General features: G+C 72.6%; 16 protein-coding genes and 1 tRNA gene. 3 read left to right on the top strand and 14 right to left on the bottom strand.

The window, feature by feature from the left end:
- Window positions 1-48: 48 nt before the first annotated feature.
- Window positions 49-1,020, bottom strand: coding sequence for an SDR family NAD(P)-dependent oxidoreductase (locus tag ACO0E0_RS01805; RefSeq protein ID WP_422869691.1), 972 nt, complete (start codon window positions 1,018-1,020; stop codon window positions 49-51).
- 51 nt (window positions 1,021-1,071) lie between these two features.
- Between ACO0E0_RS01805 and ACO0E0_RS01800 the strand changes: the two genes are divergently transcribed.
- Entirely contained in the window at window positions 1,072-1,632 is a 561-nt protein-coding gene (locus ACO0E0_RS01800; protein WP_422869690.1) for a TetR/AcrR family transcriptional regulator, read from the top strand.
- Window positions 1,633-1,731: 99 nt separating this feature from the next.
- Window positions 1,732-3,996 carry a bifunctional metallophosphatase/5'-nucleotidase gene (locus ACO0E0_RS01795; protein WP_422869689.1) on the top strand — a complete coding sequence of 755 codons (2,265 nt, stop codon included), beginning with the start codon at window positions 1,732-1,734 and terminating at the stop codon, window positions 3,994-3,996.
- 439 nt (window positions 3,997-4,435) lie between these two features.
- On the opposite strand, the gene ACO0E0_RS01790 is transcribed toward ACO0E0_RS01795, so the two are convergent.
- From ACO0E0_RS01790 to efeU, 3 genes are read right to left on the bottom strand one after another with little or no spacing between them, the layout of a single operon-like run.
- A complete protein-coding gene (locus ACO0E0_RS01790; protein ID WP_422869688.1) occupies window positions 4,436-5,758 on the bottom strand; it encodes a Dyp-type peroxidase in 1,323 nt (440 codons plus the stop codon).
- Window positions 5,755-6,981, bottom strand: a complete 1,227-nt coding sequence (gene efeO, locus ACO0E0_RS01785) for an iron uptake system protein EfeO (protein ID WP_422869687.1) — start codon at window positions 6,979-6,981, stop codon at window positions 5,755-5,757. The genes ACO0E0_RS01790 and efeO overlap by 4 nt, the downstream gene beginning before the upstream one ends.
- On the bottom strand, window positions 6,968-8,569 hold the full coding sequence (efeU, locus tag ACO0E0_RS01780) for an iron uptake transporter permease EfeU (RefSeq protein ID WP_422869686.1): 1,602 nt from the start codon (window positions 8,567-8,569) through the stop codon (window positions 6,968-6,970). Before efeU ends, efeO begins: the two co-directional genes overlap by 14 nt.
- Window positions 8,570-8,699: 130 nt before the next feature.
- Here efeU and ACO0E0_RS01775 point away from each other — a divergent pair, with 130 nt between their 5' ends.
- A complete protein-coding gene (locus ACO0E0_RS01775; protein WP_422869685.1) occupies window positions 8,700-9,530 on the top strand; it encodes a trimeric intracellular cation channel family protein in 831 nt (276 codons plus the stop codon).
- Window positions 9,531-9,535: 5 nt separating this feature from the next.
- Here ACO0E0_RS01775 and ACO0E0_RS01770 read toward each other — a convergent pair whose 3' ends face one another.
- The 10 genes from ACO0E0_RS01770 to ACO0E0_RS01725 form a co-directional block, all read right to left on the bottom strand.
- Complete coding sequence (locus tag ACO0E0_RS01770) at window positions 9,536-11,305, bottom strand: Na+/H+ antiporter (RefSeq protein WP_422869684.1); 1,770 nt, start codon at window positions 11,303-11,305, stop codon at window positions 9,536-9,538.
- A 94-nt stretch (window positions 11,306-11,399) separates the two neighbouring features.
- Window positions 11,400-13,778 carry a transglutaminase TgpA family protein gene (locus tag ACO0E0_RS01765; protein WP_422869683.1) on the bottom strand — a complete coding sequence of 793 codons (2,379 nt, stop codon included), beginning with the start codon at window positions 13,776-13,778 and terminating at the stop codon, window positions 11,400-11,402.
- Entirely contained in the window at window positions 13,775-15,130 is a 1,356-nt protein-coding gene (locus ACO0E0_RS01760) for a DUF58 domain-containing protein (RefSeq protein ID WP_422869682.1), read from the bottom strand. The genes ACO0E0_RS01765 and ACO0E0_RS01760 overlap by 4 nt, the downstream gene beginning before the upstream one ends.
- Before the next feature lie 7 nt (window positions 15,131-15,137).
- Complete coding sequence (locus ACO0E0_RS01755; RefSeq protein WP_422869681.1) at window positions 15,138-16,148, bottom strand: AAA family ATPase; 1,011 nt, start codon at window positions 16,146-16,148, stop codon at window positions 15,138-15,140.
- A 121-nt stretch (window positions 16,149-16,269) separates the two neighbouring features.
- Window positions 16,270-16,581, bottom strand: a complete 312-nt coding sequence (locus ACO0E0_RS01750; protein ID WP_422869680.1) for a transcriptional regulator — start codon at window positions 16,579-16,581, stop codon at window positions 16,270-16,272.
- Window positions 16,581-17,060: a hypothetical protein gene (locus ACO0E0_RS01745; protein ID WP_422869679.1), complete on the bottom strand. Its 480-nt coding sequence runs from the start codon at window positions 17,058-17,060 to the stop codon at window positions 16,581-16,583. The genes ACO0E0_RS01750 and ACO0E0_RS01745 overlap by 1 nt, the downstream gene beginning before the upstream one ends.
- A 119-nt stretch (window positions 17,061-17,179) precedes the next feature.
- Window positions 17,180-17,269 (bottom strand) — tRNA-Ser (locus tag ACO0E0_RS01740).
- Between the two features lie 367 nt (window positions 17,270-17,636).
- On the bottom strand, window positions 17,637-18,965 hold the full coding sequence (locus tag ACO0E0_RS01735; protein ID WP_422869678.1) for an LCP family protein: 1,329 nt from the start codon (window positions 18,963-18,965) through the stop codon (window positions 17,637-17,639).
- Between the two features lie 240 nt (window positions 18,966-19,205).
- Entirely contained in the window at window positions 19,206-20,531 is a 1,326-nt protein-coding gene (locus ACO0E0_RS01730) for an LCP family protein (RefSeq protein ID WP_422869677.1), read from the bottom strand.
- Window positions 20,532-20,717: 186 nt separating this feature from the next.
- Window positions 20,718-21,590: a LysR substrate-binding domain-containing protein gene (locus ACO0E0_RS01725; RefSeq protein WP_422869676.1), complete on the bottom strand. Its 873-nt coding sequence runs from the start codon at window positions 21,588-21,590 to the stop codon at window positions 20,718-20,720.
- Between the last annotated feature and the right edge of the window lie 7 nt (window positions 21,591-21,597).

Genomic DNA, 21,597 nt, shown 5'->3' with positions numbered 1-21,597 from the left:
CCCCGGAACGGGGACCGGCTCTCCGCATCAGCGACCGTGCCCGCTCGCTCAGCGACCGATGAGGTGGTCGGAGACGTCCCAGAGGCGCTCGGCGGCAGCCGGGTCGAGGGCCCACTCCTTGACCCCGTGCGGGTGCTCGAGGAGCGTGGCGTCGTTCCCGACCGTGTACGCCTCCTGGCCGTCGTCGAGGTAGTGCCCGCCGGTCCGGGCGAACTCCGGCCGGACCGCGGCGACGAGCGTCGTCGCGGCTCCCTGCTCGACGGTCTTGTACGAGAAGGCACCGGCGGCCTCGGCAGCGTCGAGCGATGCCCGCTGCGCCGCGGAGAAGTTCCGCTGCAGGCCGGTCGCGATGCCGCCGGGGTTGACGGTGTTCGCCACGATGCCGTCGTCCGCCCACCGTCGGGACGCCTCGACCGAGAACAGCGAGTTCGCGGTCTTCGACTGCGCGTACGCGATCTGCGGGTCGTACGGTCGTCGCTCGAACTGCAGGTCGGCGAAGTCGACGTCGGCGCGCATGTGGGCGGTCGAGCTGAGGACCACGACGCGGGCTCCGTCACGGTCGATCGCGCCGCGCGCCAGCGCCGGGTGGAGCCCCGTGGCGAGGGCGTGGTGCCCGAGGTGGTTCGTGGCGAACTGCAGCTCCCACCCGGCCGCGGTGCGCTCGAGGCCGGCGGTGACGAGGCCGGCGTTCGCCACGAGGAGGTGCAGCGGACCGTCCCACCCCTGGAGGAACCGCGTGACCGACCCCGGGTCCGCCAGGTCGAGGTGCGCCACCTGCGGACGGACCGCGCCGGGTGTCCTGGCGATCGTCGCGGCGATGTCCTCGCCGAGGGCCACGTTCCGCACCGCGAGCGTCACGGCGGCACCGGCGGCGGCGAGGACCCTCGCGGTCTCGACGCCGAGCCCCGACGTCGCGCCGGTGACGACCGCCCGGACGCCATGGAGGTCGACGCCGCGGACGACGTCCTCGGCGGTCGACGTCGCCGAGAACGGAGTGGTGATGCGGACGCGATCAGTCATGGGAACACTATACACGTTTGATGGCTGTCGTACAGTTGGTATGGTCGTTGCATGAGCTCGACGACGGAACCGACACGACGAGACCGCGTGCTCGAGTCCGCGGTCACCACGTTCGCCCGGTTCGGGTACCGGAAGACCTCGATGGACGCCGTCGCCCAGGCCGCGGACATCTCACGGCCGGGGCTCTACTTCCTGTTCGCGTCGAAGGAGACGCTCTTCCGGGCGGCCGTCACGGAGGCGCTCGAGCGGGACCTCGCCGTGATCGGCCACGTGATGGCCGACGACACCGTGCCGCTCCCCGCCCGGCTCAGCCGCGCCTTCGAGCAGTGGGCCGGACGCTACGTCAGTCCGGACGGTCGAGCACTCACCGCGCTCGTCAACGGCAATCCGCAGCTCCTCGGGTCACTCCCCGCGACGGCCTCCGCACGCTTCGCCATGGTGATCGAGACCGCGATCACCCGGGTCGTCGGACAGTCACTCGGTGTGCGGATCGCGGCGACGCTGATCAGCACGTCGATCGGGCTCAAGGAACAGGTGGAGAACGCTGCAGAGCACCGCGACCGGCTCGCCGACACGATCGACCTCCTGCTCGGGCACGTGAACTCTGTGTGACGAGGGCGCGTCCCGGTTGCGTGTTCCTGAGTGATCTCATAGGTTCCCGATGACCCCCGCTCGGGGGTCGTCATGCAGCCACCAGGAGTCCCCAGACCGATGCCAGCGCGCCGTCACCCCGCCCGATCCTCCACCACGACACCCGGACGGACGCGGTTCCGTCGAGCCGCACTCGCCACGGTGGCCCTCGGCACGATCGGGCTCGTCACCGTGCTCGGCACACCCGCCAGCGCGGTCGAGGACGCGGGAGCGACACCCGTCAGGGCTGCTCCGACCGCCGCTCCAGCAGCCGCCGCCGACCTCGCGACGATCGACCTGCTCGACATCAACGACTTCCACGGACGGATCGAGCCCGTGCCGAGCAGCCCGTCGCCGAAGCAGGGTGACCCGGCCGGCGCCGCGGGCCTCGCCGTCAGCGCGATCGGCAACCACGAGCTCGACCGCGGCCAGGCCGACCTCCGCGACCGGATCATCGGCGCGGACGGCAGCCGGAACGCCGACTTCGACTACGTCTCCGCGAACCTCGTCGTCAGCGCCACGGGCGAACCGGCCTTCGACGCGTACTCGGTCAAGGAGGTCGGCGGGGTCCGTGTCGGGTTCATCGGCGCGACGACCGAGCTCATCCCGGAGCTCGTCAGCCCCGCCGGGATCGAGGGCCTCGAGATGACCGACGTCGTCGACTCGGTGAACGCCGTCGCGACCGACCTGACCGACGGTGTCGACACCAACGGTGAGGCGGACGTGCTCGTGCTCCTCCTGCACGAGGGTGCCGCCACCCCCGCGATCACCTCGGCGACGGACGGATCGGACTTCGCGGACATCGCCAGGGGTGTCACGAGCAAGGTGTCCGCGATCCTCTCGGGCCACACCCACCAGCTGTACGACCACGAGATCATCCCGACGGACGGCACCGTCGCCCGCCCGGTGATCCAGACCGGCTCGTACGGCGGGTACCTCGGGCACCTGCGGCTCCAGGTCGACACGGCGGACATGTCCGTCGCGTCCGTCACGGCCGAGAACGTCCCCCTCGCCCGCAACGGCTTCACGGCCGACCCCGCCGTCACCCCGATCGTCGACGCCGCCAAGGCCGTCGCCGCGGTCAAGGGCAAGGTGAAGGTCGGCGAGATCACCGACGACCTCCGCCGGGCGACGCAGACCAACGGGGACGAGAACCGCGGTGGGGAGTCCACCCTCGGCAACTTCGTCGCCGAGGTGCAGCGGACCGCGACCGAGCGGAACGGTGCGCAGATCGCGTTCATGAACCCCGGCGGGCTCCGCGCGGACATGCTCGCCGCCTCGACGGGTGCCGACGACCCGACGGGGAACGTCACGTACCAGGAGGCCGCGGCGGTCCAGCCGTTCGCGAACACCCTCGTGGTGCTCGACCTGACGGGCGCGCAGATCAAGGCGGCGCTCGAGCAGCAGTGGCAGCCGGCCGGAGCCGGGCGCCCGTTCCTGAAGCTCGGCGTCTCCGACGGGTTCTCGTCCACGTACGACCCGGACGCCGCAGCGGGCTCGCGCATCACCGGCATGACCCTCGACGACACCGCCATCGACGCCGGCACCACGTACAAGGTCACGGTCAACTCGTTCCTCGCGTCCGGCGGCGACAACTTCACCGCGTTCGACGGTGCCGCGGCGAAGGCGGACAGCGGCCAGGTCGACCTGCAGGCCCAGGTCGACTACTTCGCGAGCAACCCGGTGGTCTCCCCCGCGCTCACCCAGCGCGCCGTCGGTGTCAGCACGACGCCGGCACCCGCCGAGGGCTTCGCGGTGGGCGACAGCGTGACGATCGACCTGTCCTCGCTGACGTTCAGCACCGCGGGCGAGCAGGGCGGCACGGTGTCGGTCGGCTTCGACGGCCAGGAGCTCGCCTCGGCCGAGATCGACCCCCGGATCGTCGACACCACCGACGAACAGGGGCGCGCGTCGCTGACGTTCACGGTGCCGGAGGCGGCCGCTGCCGCGGCACGGACGGGAGGCACGGTGCCGGTCACAGACACCACCCGCGCCGCGGACGTGGTCGCCGCCGTCGCCGCGCCGCGGACGTTCGTGGTGACCATCGCGTCCACCGGGCAGCAGATCGCCCTGCCCCTCGTCGTCGCCGTGCCGGCTGTCGACCCGACCGACCCCGGGGACGACGTTCCCGGAGCGGGCGACCCCGGTGCCGGCGGGTCCGGTGTCGTCGGCTCCGGTGCCGATGGATCCGTCACGGGTGTCCGCTCGACGGCGGGGCGCACCGGCACGGACGCCCTCGCGTTCACGGGCGGCTCGGTGCTCGCGCCGGCCGTCGCCGCCGGGGTGCTGCTCACTGCGGGCATCCTGCTCCAGCTCCGCCGGCGCCGAGCGCTCCTCGGGGACTGAGCCAGTGCCTCCAGACCGGCCGGATCCGACCATCTTGCGGACCCGGCCGGTCTGCGCCGTCCCGCAGCACCGCCCGGCAGCGCGACGCGGGATCGCGGCACCCCGTGTCGGCGCTGCGCGCACTGTGCAATCGGAGGTGCGAGCGGTACCCTGGACCGTCGCATCGCGACAGCGCCGCCGTGGTCACCTCTCATTCCGGGCGGTGGTTCCGCCTGACGAGACCCGGTGGCGCGGGTGCTCTCCGCCTCCAGGGAAACGGCGGAGAGCACCCACTCTCGCTTCCCCGGGTGTCTTCTCGGGGATCGCACAACGCGCCGCCACCCTCGCATCGAGATCGCACAACGCGCCGCGTGGCACCAGCAGCACGCGGCGTGTCCTGCGATCCGACACGCGCAGGCCGACCGACCCCGACCGCACAGGCGGGCCGACCCGCGCGACGTCAGCGGAAGAGCTGTTCGCCGATGTACGACCCCTTGCGCGGTGCCGGCGGGACCGCGAACACCCCGGAGCCGATGTGCGAGACGTACTCGTTCAGGCGGTCGGACGCACCGAGCCGCCGCTGCAGCCGGGTGAAGTGCTCCGGCTCGTTCATGTACGCCAGGAACAGCAGCCCGGCGTCGAGCTGCCCGTAGGTGTTGAGGCCGTCCGTGTAGTTGTACGGGCGGCGGAGGATCTTCACCCCGCCGTTGTTCTCGTGCGCCGCGAGCGCGATGTGCGACGTCGGGTCGATCTTCGTCTCGCCGCCCGCGTGCTTCGCCGCGAAGTCCGGCGTCGTGTGCTCCGAGCCGCCCGAGAGCGGTCCGCCCTCGACCTTCGTCCGCCCGAAGATCCGCTGCTGGTCGCTGATCCCGTCGGCGTCCCAGATCTCGATGTTCATCTGGATCTTCCGGACCACCTGGAACGTCCCGCCGCGCATCCAGGCCGTGCTGCCCGTCGCGCGGGAGCGGGGCATCCACACGAACTCGTCGTGGTCGGCGTCCGTCTCGATGTTCCTGGTGCCGTCCTTGAACCCGAGGAGGTTCCGCGGCGTCGACTGGTTCCGCCCTGCCGACGCTCGGCCGAACCCGAGCACGGTCCACCGGACGGTCGCGGTTCCCCGAGCGATCCGGGCCAGGTCCCGCACCGCGTGGTACGCCACCTGCGGATCGTCCGCGCACGCCTGCAGGGACAGGTCGCCGCCGGAGAGCGCGTCGTCGAGCCGGTCGCTCGGGAGCGCCGGGATCGGGGCGAGTCCCGCCGGTCGGCGGTCGGCGAGGCCGAAGCGCTCGTCGAAGACGCCCGGACCGAGCCCGACGGTGACCGTGAGCGACGCCGGCCCGAGGTCGAGCGCCTCCCCCGTGTCCGCGCCGACGCCGTCGCCGTGCGGGGGGACCACCGCGCCGACGGTCGCACCGGCCTGGAGCTGCGCGATGGACGCGGACCAGCGGGCGAGGAGCACCTGCAGGTCCGTCGCGACCGATGACGACAGGTCGAACGTCATGAACACGCAGTACCGCTGGGGTTGGGTGCGGATGCCGCCCTGCGGGTCGCCAGCGGCGACGGCGTAGAACGGGTGGCTCCGGGACAGGTCGATCGACTCGTCGCCGGGCGGGGCCGTCGCGGCCTCGGCCCCGAGCGTCCCGCCGATGCCGGCCATCGCGCCGGCCCCCGCGCCGGCGGCGACGAGGCCCGCGCCGAAGAGTCCACGGCGGGAGACACCGGACGCGCCGTCCCGGGGGTTCGAGCCGTCTGCGGGCGTCTCCTGCGCCTCCCGTGCGGTCACGCGGTCGCGACCTTCTCGGCGAGCCGGGACAGCGGGTCCTGCAGCGCCTGGATCTGCTGCGAGATCTTGTTGGCGTCCGCGGCCTTCGCGGCGGCGTCCCACGTGACGAACCCGCCGATCGAGTTCGCGTCCCGGAAGCTGTCCATCATCGCGTTCGTCGTGTCGAACTCCGACGCGATCTGCTTGGTGATGGTCGGGTCGAGCTTCTGCATGCCGGGCTTCAGGTAGGCGAACGCCTGCCGCGCGCCCTCGACGTTCGCCGCGAGGTCGACGATGTCGATGTGGCTGTAGAGCTCCTCCTCGCCCGTGATCTTGTTGGACTGGACCTCCTCGAGGAGCCCGGCCGCACCGTTCGCCAGGTCCTCGGGCTTGTAGTGGAGCGTCGGCACGAGCTCGTCCAAGAGCTCGACGTTCGTCGTGAGCTCGGCGGCGAGGGTCTTGGTGTCGGCAGTGATCGCGCCGTTCTGGAACAGGTCGCGTTCGACGGCGTGGAACCCGTGCCAGCCGACCGCGGGGTCGAGGTTCGACTCCCGCATGTCGATGAGGTAGTCGAGGTTCCCCGCGTTGTCGGTGGCCTTGAACCCCTTCTTGACGAACCCGTCGACGTCGCTCTCGACGTGCTCGTAGTAGGGGCGCGCGTTCGCGTAGTCGGTCTTCGCGGCCTCGAGGTTCCCCGCGTCGATGTCGGTCTGCAGCTGCTTGACGGCCGTGACCATGTCGTCCACCTGCGCGTCGACGTACTCCGAGTAGCCCTTGCTCCCGCTCTGCAGGAGCGTCGCCGCACTGCTGTTCGCCGTCGACGCGACCTTCCCGGTGACGGTCAGGTCGGTGAGCTCCTTCGTGGCACCGGGGCAGTACACCTGGTACTCCCCACCGCCGAGCGTCGCGGTGAACTGCACGGGGTCGAGGCCCGGCGCGAGGTTCTCCTTCTCGCCGAAGATCCGTTGGTCCTGCAGCAGCTCGACCTCGGTGATCGCGGTCGAGGACTTGTTCTCGACGGTGAAGGTCACGGGGCCCGCGGGCACGGAGTCCGTCGAGACGGCGCACTTGTCCGACCCGTCGTTCGTCAGCGTCACCGAGACCCGGGACACCTTGCCGGCGCTGCTGGCGTCGTCGGTCGCCGAGGACGAGGACGTCGCGCACCCGGTGAGGGCGAGGGCGGCCGCCGTGACGGTGGCACCGAGGACGAGGACGGAAAGCGCGCGGCGATCACCGAACGGCATGTGTGGGGCTCCTTGTGTCGACCCGGGCCAGGTGCGGCTCGGGTGTGGTGGGGGTCGTGGGTGCGGCCACCGGGCGTCGCGCACGGCGTCGGTCGCGGAGCGTGAGCACGAGCTGGGTGACGGCGGCGACGCCGAGGGCGAGCGGGAGCCAGGTCCTCCAGAGGACGGCCTCCCGGGAGGCACGGGCTGCGTCCGCCACGGCCGCTGCGGTCCGCTGAGCGGTCGCGCTGGGAACCGCCCAGTCCGTCGCCGTGACGGAGTAGGTCCGCGTGGTCGGGAGACCGCCGCCGGAGAGCGTCAGCACGGTGCGGTCGACACGCTGCGCGTCGAGGACCCCGCCGTCGACGGACCACAGCGTCGTCGTCGCACGGCTCGACCACCGCGCCGCGTAGGGTCCGGGGTTCTGGCTCGGCGACACCCCGACCGGGACGCGTCCGAACAGCGTCGCGAGGTCGTCGACGCTCATGGTGGTCGGACGACCGGCCGTCGACGAGGCCGCCGAGGTCCGCCAGCGATCGGCCTCGACGCCGTCGTGCACCGTGGTCATGTGTGCCGAAGCGGGCAGTGTCGTGGTGCGCCCCCGGGCGACGAGTGTCGCGCTGTCGCCGTCGACCTCGGCACGGACACGGAACGGGTCGGTCGAGCCGCCGTCACCCGCACCCGGACGGACGGCGACCGTCGTCGGGACGTCGGCGTGACCGGTCGGTACGGCGACTGCCAGGACCACGGCCGCGAGGGCGAACACCGCCGCGAACCCGATGCGGATCCGCGGGAGTGCCGCGGCGCTCGGACGGCGGGAGTTCGGCCACACGGTGATGAGCAGGACGGGGACGACGTAGGCGAGCCAGCCGAGGACCTCGATGACCCGCGGGTCCGGTGGGATGCCGAGGACACCCGTGACGAGCGCGCCCTGCACCGACCCGTTCGGAGCGAGCCACGACAGGTCGACCGTGCCCTGCTGCCCGATGACGATCCAGCCGGCCTCGTGGGCGCGGCGGAGGACGGTGAGGACGAGTCCGCCGGCGACGAACACCAGGAAGACCCCGGTGCCGGCGAAGAACCGCGACAGGTCCAGGCGCACGCCGCCGGTGTAGATGCCGTAGCCGATGCCGACCGCGACGAGCACGCCGACCACCGCACCGAGGGCCGCGAGCGCGGTGTCCGACGAGGCCTGGAAGGTGGCGAGCAGGAACACCGACGTCTCGAAGCCCTCCTTGAGGACGGCGAGGAACGCCATCCCCGCGAGCGCCCAGGCGGTCCCGGTGCCCACCGCCGCGGACGCGCTCGACTCGAGCTCGGCGCGCATCGAACGTGCGTGGCCGCGCATCCAGAGGATCATCCCGGTGACGAAGACCACCGCAACGACGCCGATGACCGCCTCCATGGCCTCCTGCTGCGCCTGCGGGAGCGCCTGCTCCACCACCTGCAGTCCGACGCCCACCCCGATGCTCAGCAGGACCGCGACGCCGACGCCGAGCCACATCGGCGCGAGCGGGATCCGGTTGCGGCGGAGGAACGCGGCGATGATGCCGACGATGAGCGTCGCTTCGAGGCCTTCACGGAGGCCGATCACGAGCGTGGCGAGCATGGGTCTCTCTGGGGGCGCGGTTCGGGCGGGGACTCGTTCGCGCGGGGCGGAACATTGGTAAGGCTAACCTAACGTCGCGCCGACGTCCATCCGGGCAGTGCGTCCCCCGGTCGCCTGCGAGACTGGGCGGGTGAACCTGCTCGACCCCGACGCGCTGCGCGTCGTCACGAACGTCCTCGACCTCGCCGGGGTGTTCGCGTCGGCGATGCTCGGCGGCGCGATCGCCCGCACGATGGGGTTCGACCTGTTCGGGTTCCTGGTCGTCGGCGTCGTGTCCGGGCTCGGCGGCGGGATGCTCCGCGACGTGCTCCTGCAGAACGGTCCCCCCGTCGCCCTCACCGATCCGCTCTACGTCCCGGCCGCGATCGTCGGTGTGCTGCTGGCGTTCTTCGTGTCGATCTCCGAGGTCGCCTGGGACCGGCTGTTCACCGTCCTGGACGCCGCGGTGATCGGCTTCTGGGCGGTCGTCGGCGTGCAACGCACGTTCGAGGCGGGTCTCGGCTGGGGCCCCGCGATCATCATGGGCACGATCACCGCTGTCGGCGGCGGTGCCATCCGGGACCTGCTCCTCCGACGCGTCCCGGCCGTGTTCGGCGGGAACGCCCTGTACGCCTCGGTCGCGGTCGCGGCGTCCGTCGTCATGGTCGTCGCATCAGCGGTCCGCGTCCCGACGATCGGCATCGTGGTCGCGGTGCTCCTCTCGGTCGGGCTCCGGGTCGCGGCCGTCCGCTGGGGCTGGGGGCTGCCGAACAGCCCGAACTGGCAGCCGCAGTCCGCGCTCGCGAGCCTCCTCCGGCGCGGACGCGGCATCCGGCGTCCGCGCGGCCTCCGTCCGGAGGCGACCCGGCTCCTCCGACGGAGCGGTGCCCGCCCGGGGTCAGCCCACCGCGACGTGGTGCAACCGCCGACCGCGACGGGTTCGTTCCCGGTCCAGGACGCACCGGACGGCCCCGAGGGCTGAGCGCCTCAGTCGTCCTCGACGATCGCCGCGAGCCGGATCTCCTCGACGTCGAACCGGGTCTGGATGCGACGGACCACCTCGTCGTCGATCGCCCGGCGCTTCCGCAGGTCGAGCACCGCCCGCCGCTTCGCCCCGAGCAGCTCGAGCCGGAGCGCGATCTCCGCCTGCTCGTCGTCGCGTTCCCGCTGCAGCTCCGCGGCCTCGTCGTCGAGCAGGTCGGCCCCGTGCGTGCGGTCCGATGCCGTGGCGTCGGCGGCGCTCGACTCGTCGACCGGTCCCCCGCCGCTCCCGCCGGCGTCCGTGTCCCCGACGTCGTCGAGCACGTCGGTGCCGGCCGGGTTCCCGTGGATGCTCGGGTCGTGCTCCGCCGACTCGTCGTGCTCGCGGGCATCGCGTTCGAGGCGCTGCAGCCGACGCTCCATGTCGTGCTGCAGATCGCTGCGGACCCCGTCCGGCGACCCGATCCGGGACGCCGTCTCGTCGAGCACGTCGAGCGCGCCGTGGAGTGCGGCGCGTTCCGCCGAGATCTCCTCCCGCGCCTCGCGGGGGTCGTCCGGCAGGTCCGCCCACCGCACCACCGCCGGCATGGTCAGCCCCTCGAGCACCAGGGTCACGGCGATGACCGTGAACGTCGCGAAGATGACGAGATCGCGGTCGTCGACGGCGTGCCCCGCCGTGGTCATCGTCGGCACGCCGAGCGCCGCGGCGAGCGACACCGCGCCACGGAACCCGGCCCAGGCGATCGGCAGGCGTGCCCGGAACGGCATGAGGGTGCCGCGCTGCGACTCCCGACGATCGAGCAGCCGGCTCGCGTACGGCGTCGTGTTCACCCAGACGATCCGCACCCCGATCACCGCGAGGGTGCAGAGCAGGGCGAGCCCGACGGCCGTCACCCAGTCGTCGTGCAGCACGACCCGGAGCGTCCGGTGGAACTCGAGCCCGACGAGGACGAACAGGGTGCCGTTCAGCAGGTAGGTCGTCACCTGCCAGAACCCGGCGCCCTGCACCCGCGCGTGCGCGTCGATGACGCTCGGGCCGAGCTGGGTGAGGAGGAGCCCGGCCGTGACGACCGCGACGACGCCGGAGACGCCGAGCGCCTCGGCCGGCAAGTAGGCGAGGAAGGGCGTGAGCACGCTGAGGGTGTTCTCGAGCAGTCGGTTGCCGATGTACCGGCGGACCACGAACACGCCGTAGCCGACCGCGAGTCCCACTGCGATGCCGAGCCCGTACGACGCGAAGAACCGCACGACGGCGGCTCCGACGTCGATCCCGGAACCGGAGACCACCGCGGTGACGGCGACGCCGTAGAGGACGAGCGCGGTGCCGTCGTTGACGAGGCTCTCCGCGCGGAGCGTCGTGATGACCCGGCGCGGGAGCCGACCGGCCACCGACGCGACGGCTGTCGGGTCGGTCGGGGCGATGACCGCGCCGAGGACGATCGCGAGCGCCCAGGACAGCCCGAACGCGTGCGCGATCACCGCGACGACCGCAGCGGTGGCGAGCACGAGACCGACCGCGAGCAGGGATATCGTCCGGAGGTTGCTGCGGATCTCCCGGAGTGAGGTGTTCAGCGACTCCCAGTAGAGCAGCGCGGGGAGGAACAGCAGCAGCACGACGTCGGACGACAGTTGCACCTCGCCGAGCCCGGGGACGAAGCCGACGAGGGCGCCGAGGACCAGGAGCACGAGCGGGGACGCGACCCGGATGCGCTGCGCGACGACACCACCCACGAGGATCGTCGCCCCGAGCACGACCACGAGCTCGAGTGCGTCCATCCGTCATGTGTACGCGGTCGTGCGTGGATCCGGCGACGACTGTCCGGAACCCCCGCCGAACGCACCACGCGCCGAGCGCTCCACGCGCCGAGCGCTACACGCGCCGCGGCCGGCGCGGGCCCCCGGGCGACCACGCCGCGGACGGCGCGAGACTCGGCGGGAAGATCCGGGACAGCACCAGCCTGCGGGTCGGGACGGCCGCGTCCAGCGCACCACGGGCCTCCCGGACCGCTGCCAGCAGGACTCCGGGATCGACGCCCGCCGATCCGGCCGGTCCGTACCGCTCCTGGTCCACCGCGTCGACGACGAGCCCCAGGTGCGGCAGCACCGCGGGCGGCAGGGTGGTGCGCAGCCTCCCGAGGACCGCGCGTGCCGTCCGGGCGGCGGCTGCGGCGTCGTCCGGCGGTGCGATCCCGGGCGAGAACCCGTGGTCGGCGACGTCGTCGAGGAGTTCACGCCAGGCGTGCAGCGCCGGCTCGCGACCCGCCCCGAGCATGCCGAGTCGCCGCTGCCGTCGCACCGCGCGCACGAGTCCCGGCCCGACCAGCACGAGCGCGAGGGCGAGGATCCCGAGCCCGATCCCCCAGCCGGCCCCGGAGTCGCCCGGACCACCGGTCGCGCCCCCGGACTGCGGTTCGACCGTCGGGGTCGGGGTCGCCGCGGTCGGGCTCGGCACCGAGTCGTTCGCCGACGGCAGCGCGGACGGGGTGTTCAACGCGGACGGCGTCGCCGCGGACGAGGGCTGGGTGTTCGACGCACCGGTCTCGTCGACGGGCGTGGGCTCGAAGCCGACCCAGCCCGCGCCCTGGATGTACAGCTCCGGCCAGGAGTGCAGCTGGCGGTTCGAGACGCTGAACTCGCCGTTCTGGTCGGTGCCGCCCGGACGGTAGCCGACCGCGATCCGCGACGGGATCCCGAGCACCCGGGCCATCACCGCCATCGACGACGCGAAGTGCACGCAGTACCCGGCGCGCACCTGCAGGAACTTCGCGATGACGGCCATGCTGTCGCCGTCGTAGCCCTGCTCGACCGGTGCCGTCTCGGAGTAGGTGAACCGGCCGCCCCGGAACCAGTCCTCGAGCGCGCGGCCCTGCTCGTACTCGTCCCCGGCGTTCCCGGCGACACGTTCGGCGGCGTTCCGGATGCTCGCCGGGAGGTCCCTCGGGAGCTGCAGGTCGGTCCGCAGCTGCGCCTTCGACGGCTGGACCCAGTCGGCACCGCGCCCGGCCGCGTCGAGTCGACCGCGGGCCGCGATGGCGTCGAGGTAGGGGTTCGCGAACGTCGCCCCGCCGTACACGGAGTACAGGTCAGCACGACGGGTCACCGGGCCGGTCGAGCGGATCGTGTTCGAGTCGCCCATCCAGCGCCAGTTGGCGAGGTCGAGCGTCGTCGACTGCGACTGCACGGCGACCGCACCGGACGGCACGGGCAGGTACTGGCTCGAGAGACCGGTGATCCGGATCTCGGCGTCGCCCCGGGTCGCCAGCCGCGGGTTGACGCCGACGGCGGACTGCCCCTGGTCGGCCGTCGGTGCGCTGCTGGCGTCGACGACCGTCGGCACCCAGTCGCCCGTGCCGAACTCGTCGAGGTCCGCGAGCTTCAGGTACTCCGCCGACCCGCTCGACGTCCGGTACCGGAACACCTCGATCTCGGTCGGGCGGCGCAGGTCGTCGCCGAGCTTCAGGAGCGTTCCCGGACGGCCGGGCTGCAGCGGTGCCTGGATCGCCCCGGTGACCCCGGACAGCCAGCTCGCGTTGAGCGGGACCACGCTCGGGAGCCCGACGGCGACGACGAGTCCGAGCACGCCGATCACGACCGCCGGGAACGCATGCTGGATCGGCCGGACCGACAACCACAGGAGCAGGAGGAACGCGATGCCGGTCAGCACGACGAGCACGGACCCGGCCGGGCTGCCCGTGATGACCCCGGGCACGACGAGGATGACCAGCGCCGGGACCGCCGCGAGCGCCGCGGTCGGGGCGATCACGGCGAGGAACACCGACACCCCGGCCACCCAGACGATGAGCACCGTCATCTCGAGCCGGATCGCGTCGGTCTCCGGGAGCGGTGCGGGGTTCACCCGGATCGCCTCGAGCATCGCCCCGAGCGCACCGTTCCGGTCGAGCCACCCGAACGGCTGGACGTCGTTGAGGAGTGCTGCGGCCGACGAGCCGGCCACGAGCGTCACGACGAGGGCGACGAACCGGGCGAGACGGCTGCGCTGCCGGAACGCCAGCATCACCGCGACGACGACCACCGTGACCACGAGCGCCGACATCCACCACGCGATGCCCTGCACGAGCGGCCGGAGGGCGAGCGACGCCACGAGCACCGGGACCGGAGCCGCCACGACCAGCCAGGCGGACGGGAGGCCCGGGTCGCCGTCCGCCCGGTCGTCACGTTCGAGGACCATCCGGCCCGTCACCCGCGGTGGCTGGGAGGCGGCGTGCGGCGGGCGTTGCGTCGTGCTCATCGGGTGGCTCCGGTCGACGCGGTTCCGACCACGCCCGGCGCGGGCATCACCAGGATGCGCCAGCCGGCACGGTCGAGGATGCCGCGGGTCGTCGCGTCCGGCGGCACGATCGCGACGAACAGGCCGCGCGTGGCACCGGGCATCCGGGCGACGAGCTCGGCGGCCTGCTCTGCGGTGCTCCGTCCGGTGACGACGGCGGTCATGCCGTGCGCGTCGCGGCCCCGGACGTCCGGGAGGACCTCGGCGACCGGGCGGGCGTCGGAGCGGACGCGGACGTCGGCGAGACCGACGAGGACGTCGGCGAGCTCCCCGGCGACGGGTGCCGGCGGCGGCGTGCGGTCCTGGTCGGACGTGCGGCCCGGGGTCCGCGCCGGACCGGTCGCGGACGTCGTCCTGCTCGCGGCGGGCCGGTCCGTCACGAGCGCGACGCGGGACGTCCGGGCGGCCAGGACCCGGGCGACACTCGCCGCGACGACGACGGCGTGCTCGAAGGCGGCGTCGCCGCCGAGGTCGGACAGTTCCGCGAGTGTCTCGCGGCCGAGCCCCTGGTACGACTCCCGGCGGACGTCGAGCAGCACCGTCGCCTCCGGTGGCTGCGCCTGCGTCGTCTGGCGCACGTGGAGCTCCCCGCGGCGCGCGCTCTGCCCCCAGTGCACGCGACGCATCGGGTCGCCCGGGCGGTACACGCGGAGCTCGCTGTCGTCCGCCGACCCGCCCTGGCCCGTCCGCCCCTCCTCGGCCGAGACCGCGCCCGCGAGCACGCCGGTGTCGATCGCCGCGAGCGGGGTCGTCCGCGGCACGATGACGATCTGCTCGGCCGGTGCGACGGTCCGGTCGATGCGGAGCAGCCCGAACGGGTCCTCCACCCGGACCGTGGTCGGACCGATCACCGGCCGGCCGCGTCGGACCGCGATCGCCTCGACCTCGAGTCGTCCCGGTGGGCGCCCCGGGCCGACCTCGACGAGGGCCACCGGGTCGGTCATCGCCGCGAAGTGCTCGTCGAAGCGCTCCCGTACGAGCAGGCGCGACGAGACGGCCGGGCCGGAGGTGCGTCCCGTCACCTCGATCGTCGCCCGGAACGCCTCGCCGGTCTGCACGATCGTCCGTCCGCCGAGTCGTCGCGCTCGGATCGGAGCCGCCCCGATCAGGGCCACGACGATCCCGAGCAGGAACACCACGAGGAGCAGGAGTCCCGCCGTGACGGCGATGCTCGTCGTGGCGACGAGCCCGGCCCCGACGAGGCCGATCCCGACGGACACGACGGTCCAGCCGCGGGTCGTCGGTCGAGGGAACGGGGTCGTGCGGACGACACGCCACACCCGTCCTGCGACGTCGGCACCCGGGACGGACATCGTTCGCTCAGGAGCGGATCGGTGCGGGCGTGAACGGCACGGCGGTGTCGCCGACGAGGCGGACCACGATCTCGCGGGCCGTCTCGTCCGCGCTGCCGCCGAGTCCGCGGGCGAGCGGGACCAGTCGGTGCGCGAGGACGACCGGCGCGAGCGCGGCGACGTCGTCCGGGGTGACGAAGGACCGACCCTCGAGGGCGGCCCGGGCCCGTGCGGCGCTCGCGAGGTGCAGGGTCGCCCGGGGGCTGGCGCCGAGCACGAGGTCCGGGTGGGTCCGCGTCGCGCGGACGAGCGCGACGACGTACGCCTCGACGTCAGGGGCGACGTGCACGCTCCGGACCGCGGCGATCATGGCGGTGAGGGTGCCGACGTCGACGATCGGCCGGACCGCGGACAGCGGGTCGCCGGTGCCGCGCGTGGAGAGCATGGCCCGCTCGGCGTCGACGCTCGGGTACCCCATCGCGATCCGGGCCATGAAGCGGTCGCGCTGCGCCTCCGGGAGCGGGTACGTCCCCTCCATGTCGATCGGGTTCTGCGTCGCGACGATCATGAACGGCGGCTCGAGACGACGCGTGACGCCGTCGACGGTGACCTGGGACTCCGCCATCGCCTCGAGGAGCGCCGACTGGGTCTTCGGGCTCGTCCGGTTGATCTCGTCGCCGATGACGACGTTCGCGAACACCGGTCCCGGGGAGAACCGGAACGAGGACGTCGCCTGGTCGTAGATGTTCACGCCCGTGACGTCCGACGGGAGCATGTCGCTCGTGAACTGGATGCGGCTCACCGATCCGCCCACGGACGCCGCGATCGACTTGGCGAGGACCGTCTTGCCCACCCCGGGGACGTCCTCGACGAGCAGGTGGCCCTCGGCGAGCATGACCGTGAGGGCGGTGCGGATCGCGTCGGTCTTGCCGTCGATCACCGTCCCGACGGCGGCGACGATGTCGGCCCCGACTGCGCGGATCTGCTCGATCGGGAACGGTGCTGGCTCGATCGGGAACGGTGTCGGGGAGTCGGGCACCGAAGGACCTCCGGGATGGGGATCGCGCGGCACGGGTGTCGCACGGGGACGTGTCCGCGAATGCTACAACGGCGGGGTGGACACAGCCGGAGGATGTGTCATCGACCGACGTCCTGATCCGTCAGGACGGGGTCTCGCCGTCCGGTGCCAGGGACTGCAGGAACGCGAAGTGACCGTCGAGCGCGCGTCGGCCGGATCGACTCAGGGCGACCCAGGTCCGGGCGTGGCCACGATCGCGCGCCACCCGCCGGAGCTCGACGTAGGCCGCGTCGGTCAGCAGCTTGAGGTGCTTGCTCAGCGTGGCGTCCGAGACGTCGAGCGCGTCCCGGAGGGTCCCGAACTCGACCTCGCCACCCCGGGCCAGGATCGCGCAGATCTGCAGTCGTTGCGGGGCGTGCACGAGCGCGTCGAACACTGGCGCGGCCGGCGCCATCAGCGTCCGTCCCGGCCGAGGGCTGCGCGGCCGGCACGATCGGCGAGCGGGCCGAGGACGGCGGTCACGAACCCGGCGGCGACGGCCACGGCCCCGACCTCGGGCAGGGAGAGCTGCCGGACGAACAGCACCGCCGCGATCGCTGCGACGACCACCACGAGCGACACGACCGACCACGGCGCGCCGGTCCGGAGGAACGCCCAGCGCTCGGGGTCCGCGCGGGAGAACCCGATGCTCCGGGCGCGCCACCGACCGAGGACGACGTACCCGACGATGCCTGCGACGAGCACGATGATGCCCCACGGGGTGCGCCCGGTGATCCCGAACACGACGGCCGCGACGGCGAGGCCGATGAGCGCGTGGAACCACCACGGGGACCGGAGGCGGTTCGCGAGTCGCTGCTGTGCGGCGTGGACGGCGTCGCGGGCGGCGCGCGCTCCGATGGACGGGTCGGACTGGTCGTCATAGATGCTTTCCATGTCGGAAACACTAACTGTTTCCAGATTGGAAAGCAACTACCGGGCGGCCGCGCGCACCCCGAACACGACGAAGCCCCTCCGGCTCGCAGGACTGCGGATCGGAAGGGCTGGGAGAACTGCGGAGACGGTGGGATTTGAACCCACGGTTCCCAGAAAGGGAACTCCACCTTAGCAGGGTGGTGCACTCGGCCGAACTATGCGACGTCTCCTCGCGCACCCGCCAGGCGAACACGCGACCACCATCATACGGGAGGCACGGGGCGGGCCGGAACCACCGCCTCCAGTCCGGCGTGCCGCGCGTGAGCGTGATCCGCACATGACCCCCGAAGTGGGGGCATCGCTGCGGTGTCCTCCTTTCGGGGGACCCCGTATCGTTGCGGTCGACGCAGATCACAGCCCCGACGCTCTCGTCGGGGCCGCGTTCCTCGCAGCAGAGGCGTCGCTCTCCGAACACCCGCCCGGTGACCCGTACCCGATCGAGCGTCGGTCGGAGAGTGACTCGAGGAGGCGCGGCGGCCGAGCCCCGCGCCTCCTCCTGGTCCCACGGGGTCGGTTGGGTGTCGCGCCGCGGCGGGCTCAGTACCGGAACGCCACGCTGCACGTCTGCTCGGAGGCCGACTGGCCCTGCAACCCGGCGATGGTGTCCGTGGTCGCCGCGCCGCTCGGCGCGCCGACCCCGTCCGTCGCATCGGAACCGGGGGTGCCGGAACTCGATGTCGCGCCACTCGGCGCGCCGGTGTCCGGCGTCCCGGAGCTCGGCGCCTGGGACGACGACCCGCCGGCTGCGGAACCGCCGCTCTCCGACCCGATCCCGGTGCTGCCCGCGGCGAGGCTGAACGACTGGTCGCCCTTGATCCGGTCGAACAGCTGATCGGCGAGCGCGGTCGACGGCCGCACCTTGCCGGCGTAGACGCCCCGGCCGTCGGTCGACCCGGGGTACTGCACGAAGTTCACCTGTTCGAGCGACAGGTCCTGCAGCGCCCGGCCCATCTGCACCATCGTCTGGACGTTGTTGAGGCTCTCCGAGAGCTTCATGTTCGACGTCGCCGCACGCGCGAGCTTGTAGAGCCGCGGCAGCGATCCGAGGGTGTCGTTGCTCTTGATCGTGCGGAGCATCGACGACAGGAACACCTGCTGGCTCGAGATGCGCCCGAGGTCGCTGCCGTCCCCGACACCGTGCCGGGTCCGGAGGAACGCGAGGGCCTCGTCACCCTGCAACGTCGAGGTCCCGGCCGGCAGGTCGAGGCCCGTGTACCGGTCGTGGATCGGCGATGCCACGCAGACGGGCACACCACCGATGGCGTTCGACATCTCGATGACGCCGTTGAACGACACCGCGGCCGAGTACTGGACGTCGAGACCGGTGAGCGCCTGGGCGGTCTGCACGACGCAGCTCAGGCCGCCGTACGACCACGCGTTGTTGAACGGCTGCGCCGACATCGCCGGGAAGGAGCCGGAGCCGTCCGGCTTCTCGCAGGCCGGGATCGGCACGACGAGGTCGCGGGGGATGCTCACCGCGGTGGCGTTGGTGTGGTCCGCGGAGACGTGGATGAGGATGTTGACGTCGTTCAGGGTCGCGTCCCGCACACCGAACGTGTCGCCCTGGTCGGGGTCGTTGTCCGTCCCGACGACGAGCATGTTGAAGCCGCCCTGGTAGTCCGCGAGCGACACCCGGTTCGCGGTGCCCTGCGGCTGCCCCTGGATCCGGACACCGGGACCGAGGTCGGTGGTGACCTGCCCCGCGGCGATCGCGGCGATGGAGGCGGAGCTCGCGAGTGCGACGGCTGCGACCCCGGCGACGACCTTGACCGCCGCGCGGACCGGGTGCTTCCGGGTGAGCCGTCCGTGGCGGGCGATGCCTGCCACGCGGTTCATCCGGTGTGATCGGTCTCGCACGTCGGTCACGGGCGCTCCTCGCTTCGGTGGACACGGGCCCGGGAAGCTCCCCTACGGGCTTCCGGGCGGACGACGCGGCTGATCGGGCCGCGTCGTGTCGGTCTCGCGCAGTCGGTCGGTCCGGGCCAGGACCGGCTGCGTGGCAACTGCAACAGGGTGCCACAGATGTGCCTGGAGACCCAGTGTGTTCGACATGTCGGTGGTCACGGAAGCCCGAGAACGGGGGTCGCTGGGGCCGCGTCCTGGGGGTCAGCCTGCGGCTGCCACCGCGCACGTCTTCTCGGCGGCCGTCTGGCCGGTCACGCCCGCGATCGTCTCCGGTCCCGTCGCGGTCGCCCTGGAGGCACTGCCCGCGCCGGCCGCGCCACCCCCGTCCGGTCGCTGGTCGCCCGAGCTGCTCGCGGTGCCCTTGCTCGTCGAGCCGCGGCTCGCGCCGCCGCCCGTGCCCCCGGCAGTGGTTCCCGACGCCTGGCTCTCCGAACCCCGACCGATCGAGTCGCCGCCGAGCGTGAACGGGCGGTCCGCCGCGATCGCGTGCATGAGCTGGTCGGCCGTCGAGGGGATCGGCACGACCTTGCCCGGCCAACGCGGGTCCGTCGTCGAGCCGGGGTACTGCACGAACGTGATCCGGTCGAGCCCGATGCCCTCGAACGTCCGCGCGATCCCGACCATCGTGTCCGGCTTGGCGAGCGAGGTGGACAGCGTCACCGTCCGCGACGCCACGGACGCGAGCCGGTACAGCTTGGCGGGGTCGCCGAGTGTCCCGTCGTCCTTCACCTTGCGGACGAGCGACGACAGGAACTGCTGCAGGCTCGAGATGCGTGCGAGGTCGCTGCCGTCACCGACGCCGTGCCGGTCCCGCAGGAACGCGAGCGCCGTCGACCCCGAGACCGTGTGGTTGCCTGCCTTGAGCTTCAGGCCCGTGTACGGGTCGTCGACGCTCCCGGTGACGCAGACCGGGACGCCGCCGATCGCGTCCGACAGCCCGATGATGCCGTCGAAGCTCATCTGCACCGCGAACGGGATCCGCAGGCCGCTGACGTGCTCGACCGTCTTGACGACGCAGGCCAGCCCACCACGCCCGTAGGCCTGGTTGAGCGGCTCGTTCTGGACCGCGGGACTCGTCGAACCGCCCGAGCCGCACGCCGGCTGGTCGATGACGAGGTCGCGCGGGAAGCTCACCGCGGTGGCCTGCGTGTGGTCCGCCGACACGTGCAGGAGGACGTTCGAGTCGTTGAGCGTGGCGCCGCGGACGCCGTACTCGTCCCCCTGCTTCGGGTCGTTGTCCGCGGTGACGGCGAGCACGTTGAACGCACCGTCGATCGAGTCCGCGTTCCCGCCCACGTCGACGGCGTTCTGCGCCAGACCGTGACCGACGTCGTACGCGGCGTAGGCGGTCAACGACGAGGCACTCACCAGCGCGACGGCGACGGCGATCCCGACACCGGCCACGATGCGGTGCAGTCCGAGGTCGCGGCTGCGCCGACCGTGGCGTCCACCGCTGACGCGGTGTCCGGGGCCGGCGAAGATCGTCGGCTCGCGTCGCGGGTCGGTCAGTTCGTCGAACTCGGCCACCACCTGCCCCTTCCGACGACCGCGGGCTTCGGCCGTCGCGGGGACGATACCCGAGGTCGGGCCGCACTCCGGGGAGGACGTGCCACTGGCGCGCCGTCCCCCGTTCGGGGGGGTGCCGGGTGATCGGCGATGGAGCGGCGACGGGTCGGGACGGTCGGTGGCCAGCGCGCGCCCGCGGCGCGGAGGTCAGTTGTCGGGAGAACCGATCGGGCGACGCTGCTGGATGCGGTCGGCCCCGGCGCGGATCGCACCGATCAGCTCGGTCATCGCGACGCTCGGCGGACCGGCGCGGGACACCAGCGTGAACTCCGTCGGCCCGGGGTCCGGCAGCCCGCCGATCGGCACGAGTCCCGCGGGCAGGATCGACCCGGGGTGCACGGTCACCCCGAGCCCCGCGTACACCGCCGCCCGGATGCCCTGCTGGCTCGCGGAGACACAGGTGATCCGGTACGGGAGGCCGGCACCCTCGAGCGCGGCGACCGCCGCGTCCCGGGTCACGCTGGTGCCGGGGTAGGTCACGAGGTGCACCGGCTCCCCCGGCACGACGACCTGCCCGGCACGCCCGGCCCAGACGAGGGGGTCACGGAACACCAGGTCGCCCACGTCCTCCGTCGGACGGCGCTTGACGAGGGCGAGATCGAGCCGGTTGCTCCGGACTTCCTCGCGCAGTTCCATGGTCAGCCCGACCCGCAGGTCGAGATCGACGGCGGGGTAGGCGTTCCGGAAGTCGAGGAGGATCTCCGGGAGCCCGGTCGCGACGATGTCCTCGGACGCTCCGAACCGGATGTGCCCGGCGAGACCGGTGTCCGTGAAGTACGCGGCAGCCTGTCCCTGGGCCGCCAGGATCTCGCGCGCGAACCGGACCATGGCCTGCCCGTCGGGTGTCAGCGCGACGGCGTGCGTGTCGCGACGGAACAGCAGCCGTCCGGTCTGTCGTTCGAGCCGGGCCACGTGACCGCTCACCGTCGACTGCCGCAGGTCGAGGTCCTTCGCCGCCGCGGTGAACCCGCCGGTCCGCTCGACCGCCAGGAAACTCGTGAGCAGTGCGGTCTCGAACATGACACTC

It is taken from the genome of Curtobacterium phyllosphaerae, assembly GCF_049341865.1.
Lineage (GTDB): Bacteria > Actinomycetota > Actinomycetes > Actinomycetales > Microbacteriaceae > Curtobacterium > Curtobacterium phyllosphaerae.
The sequence above is the reverse complement of the archived record's forward strand: the minus strand, read 5'-3'. Positions and strand labels throughout refer to the sequence as shown.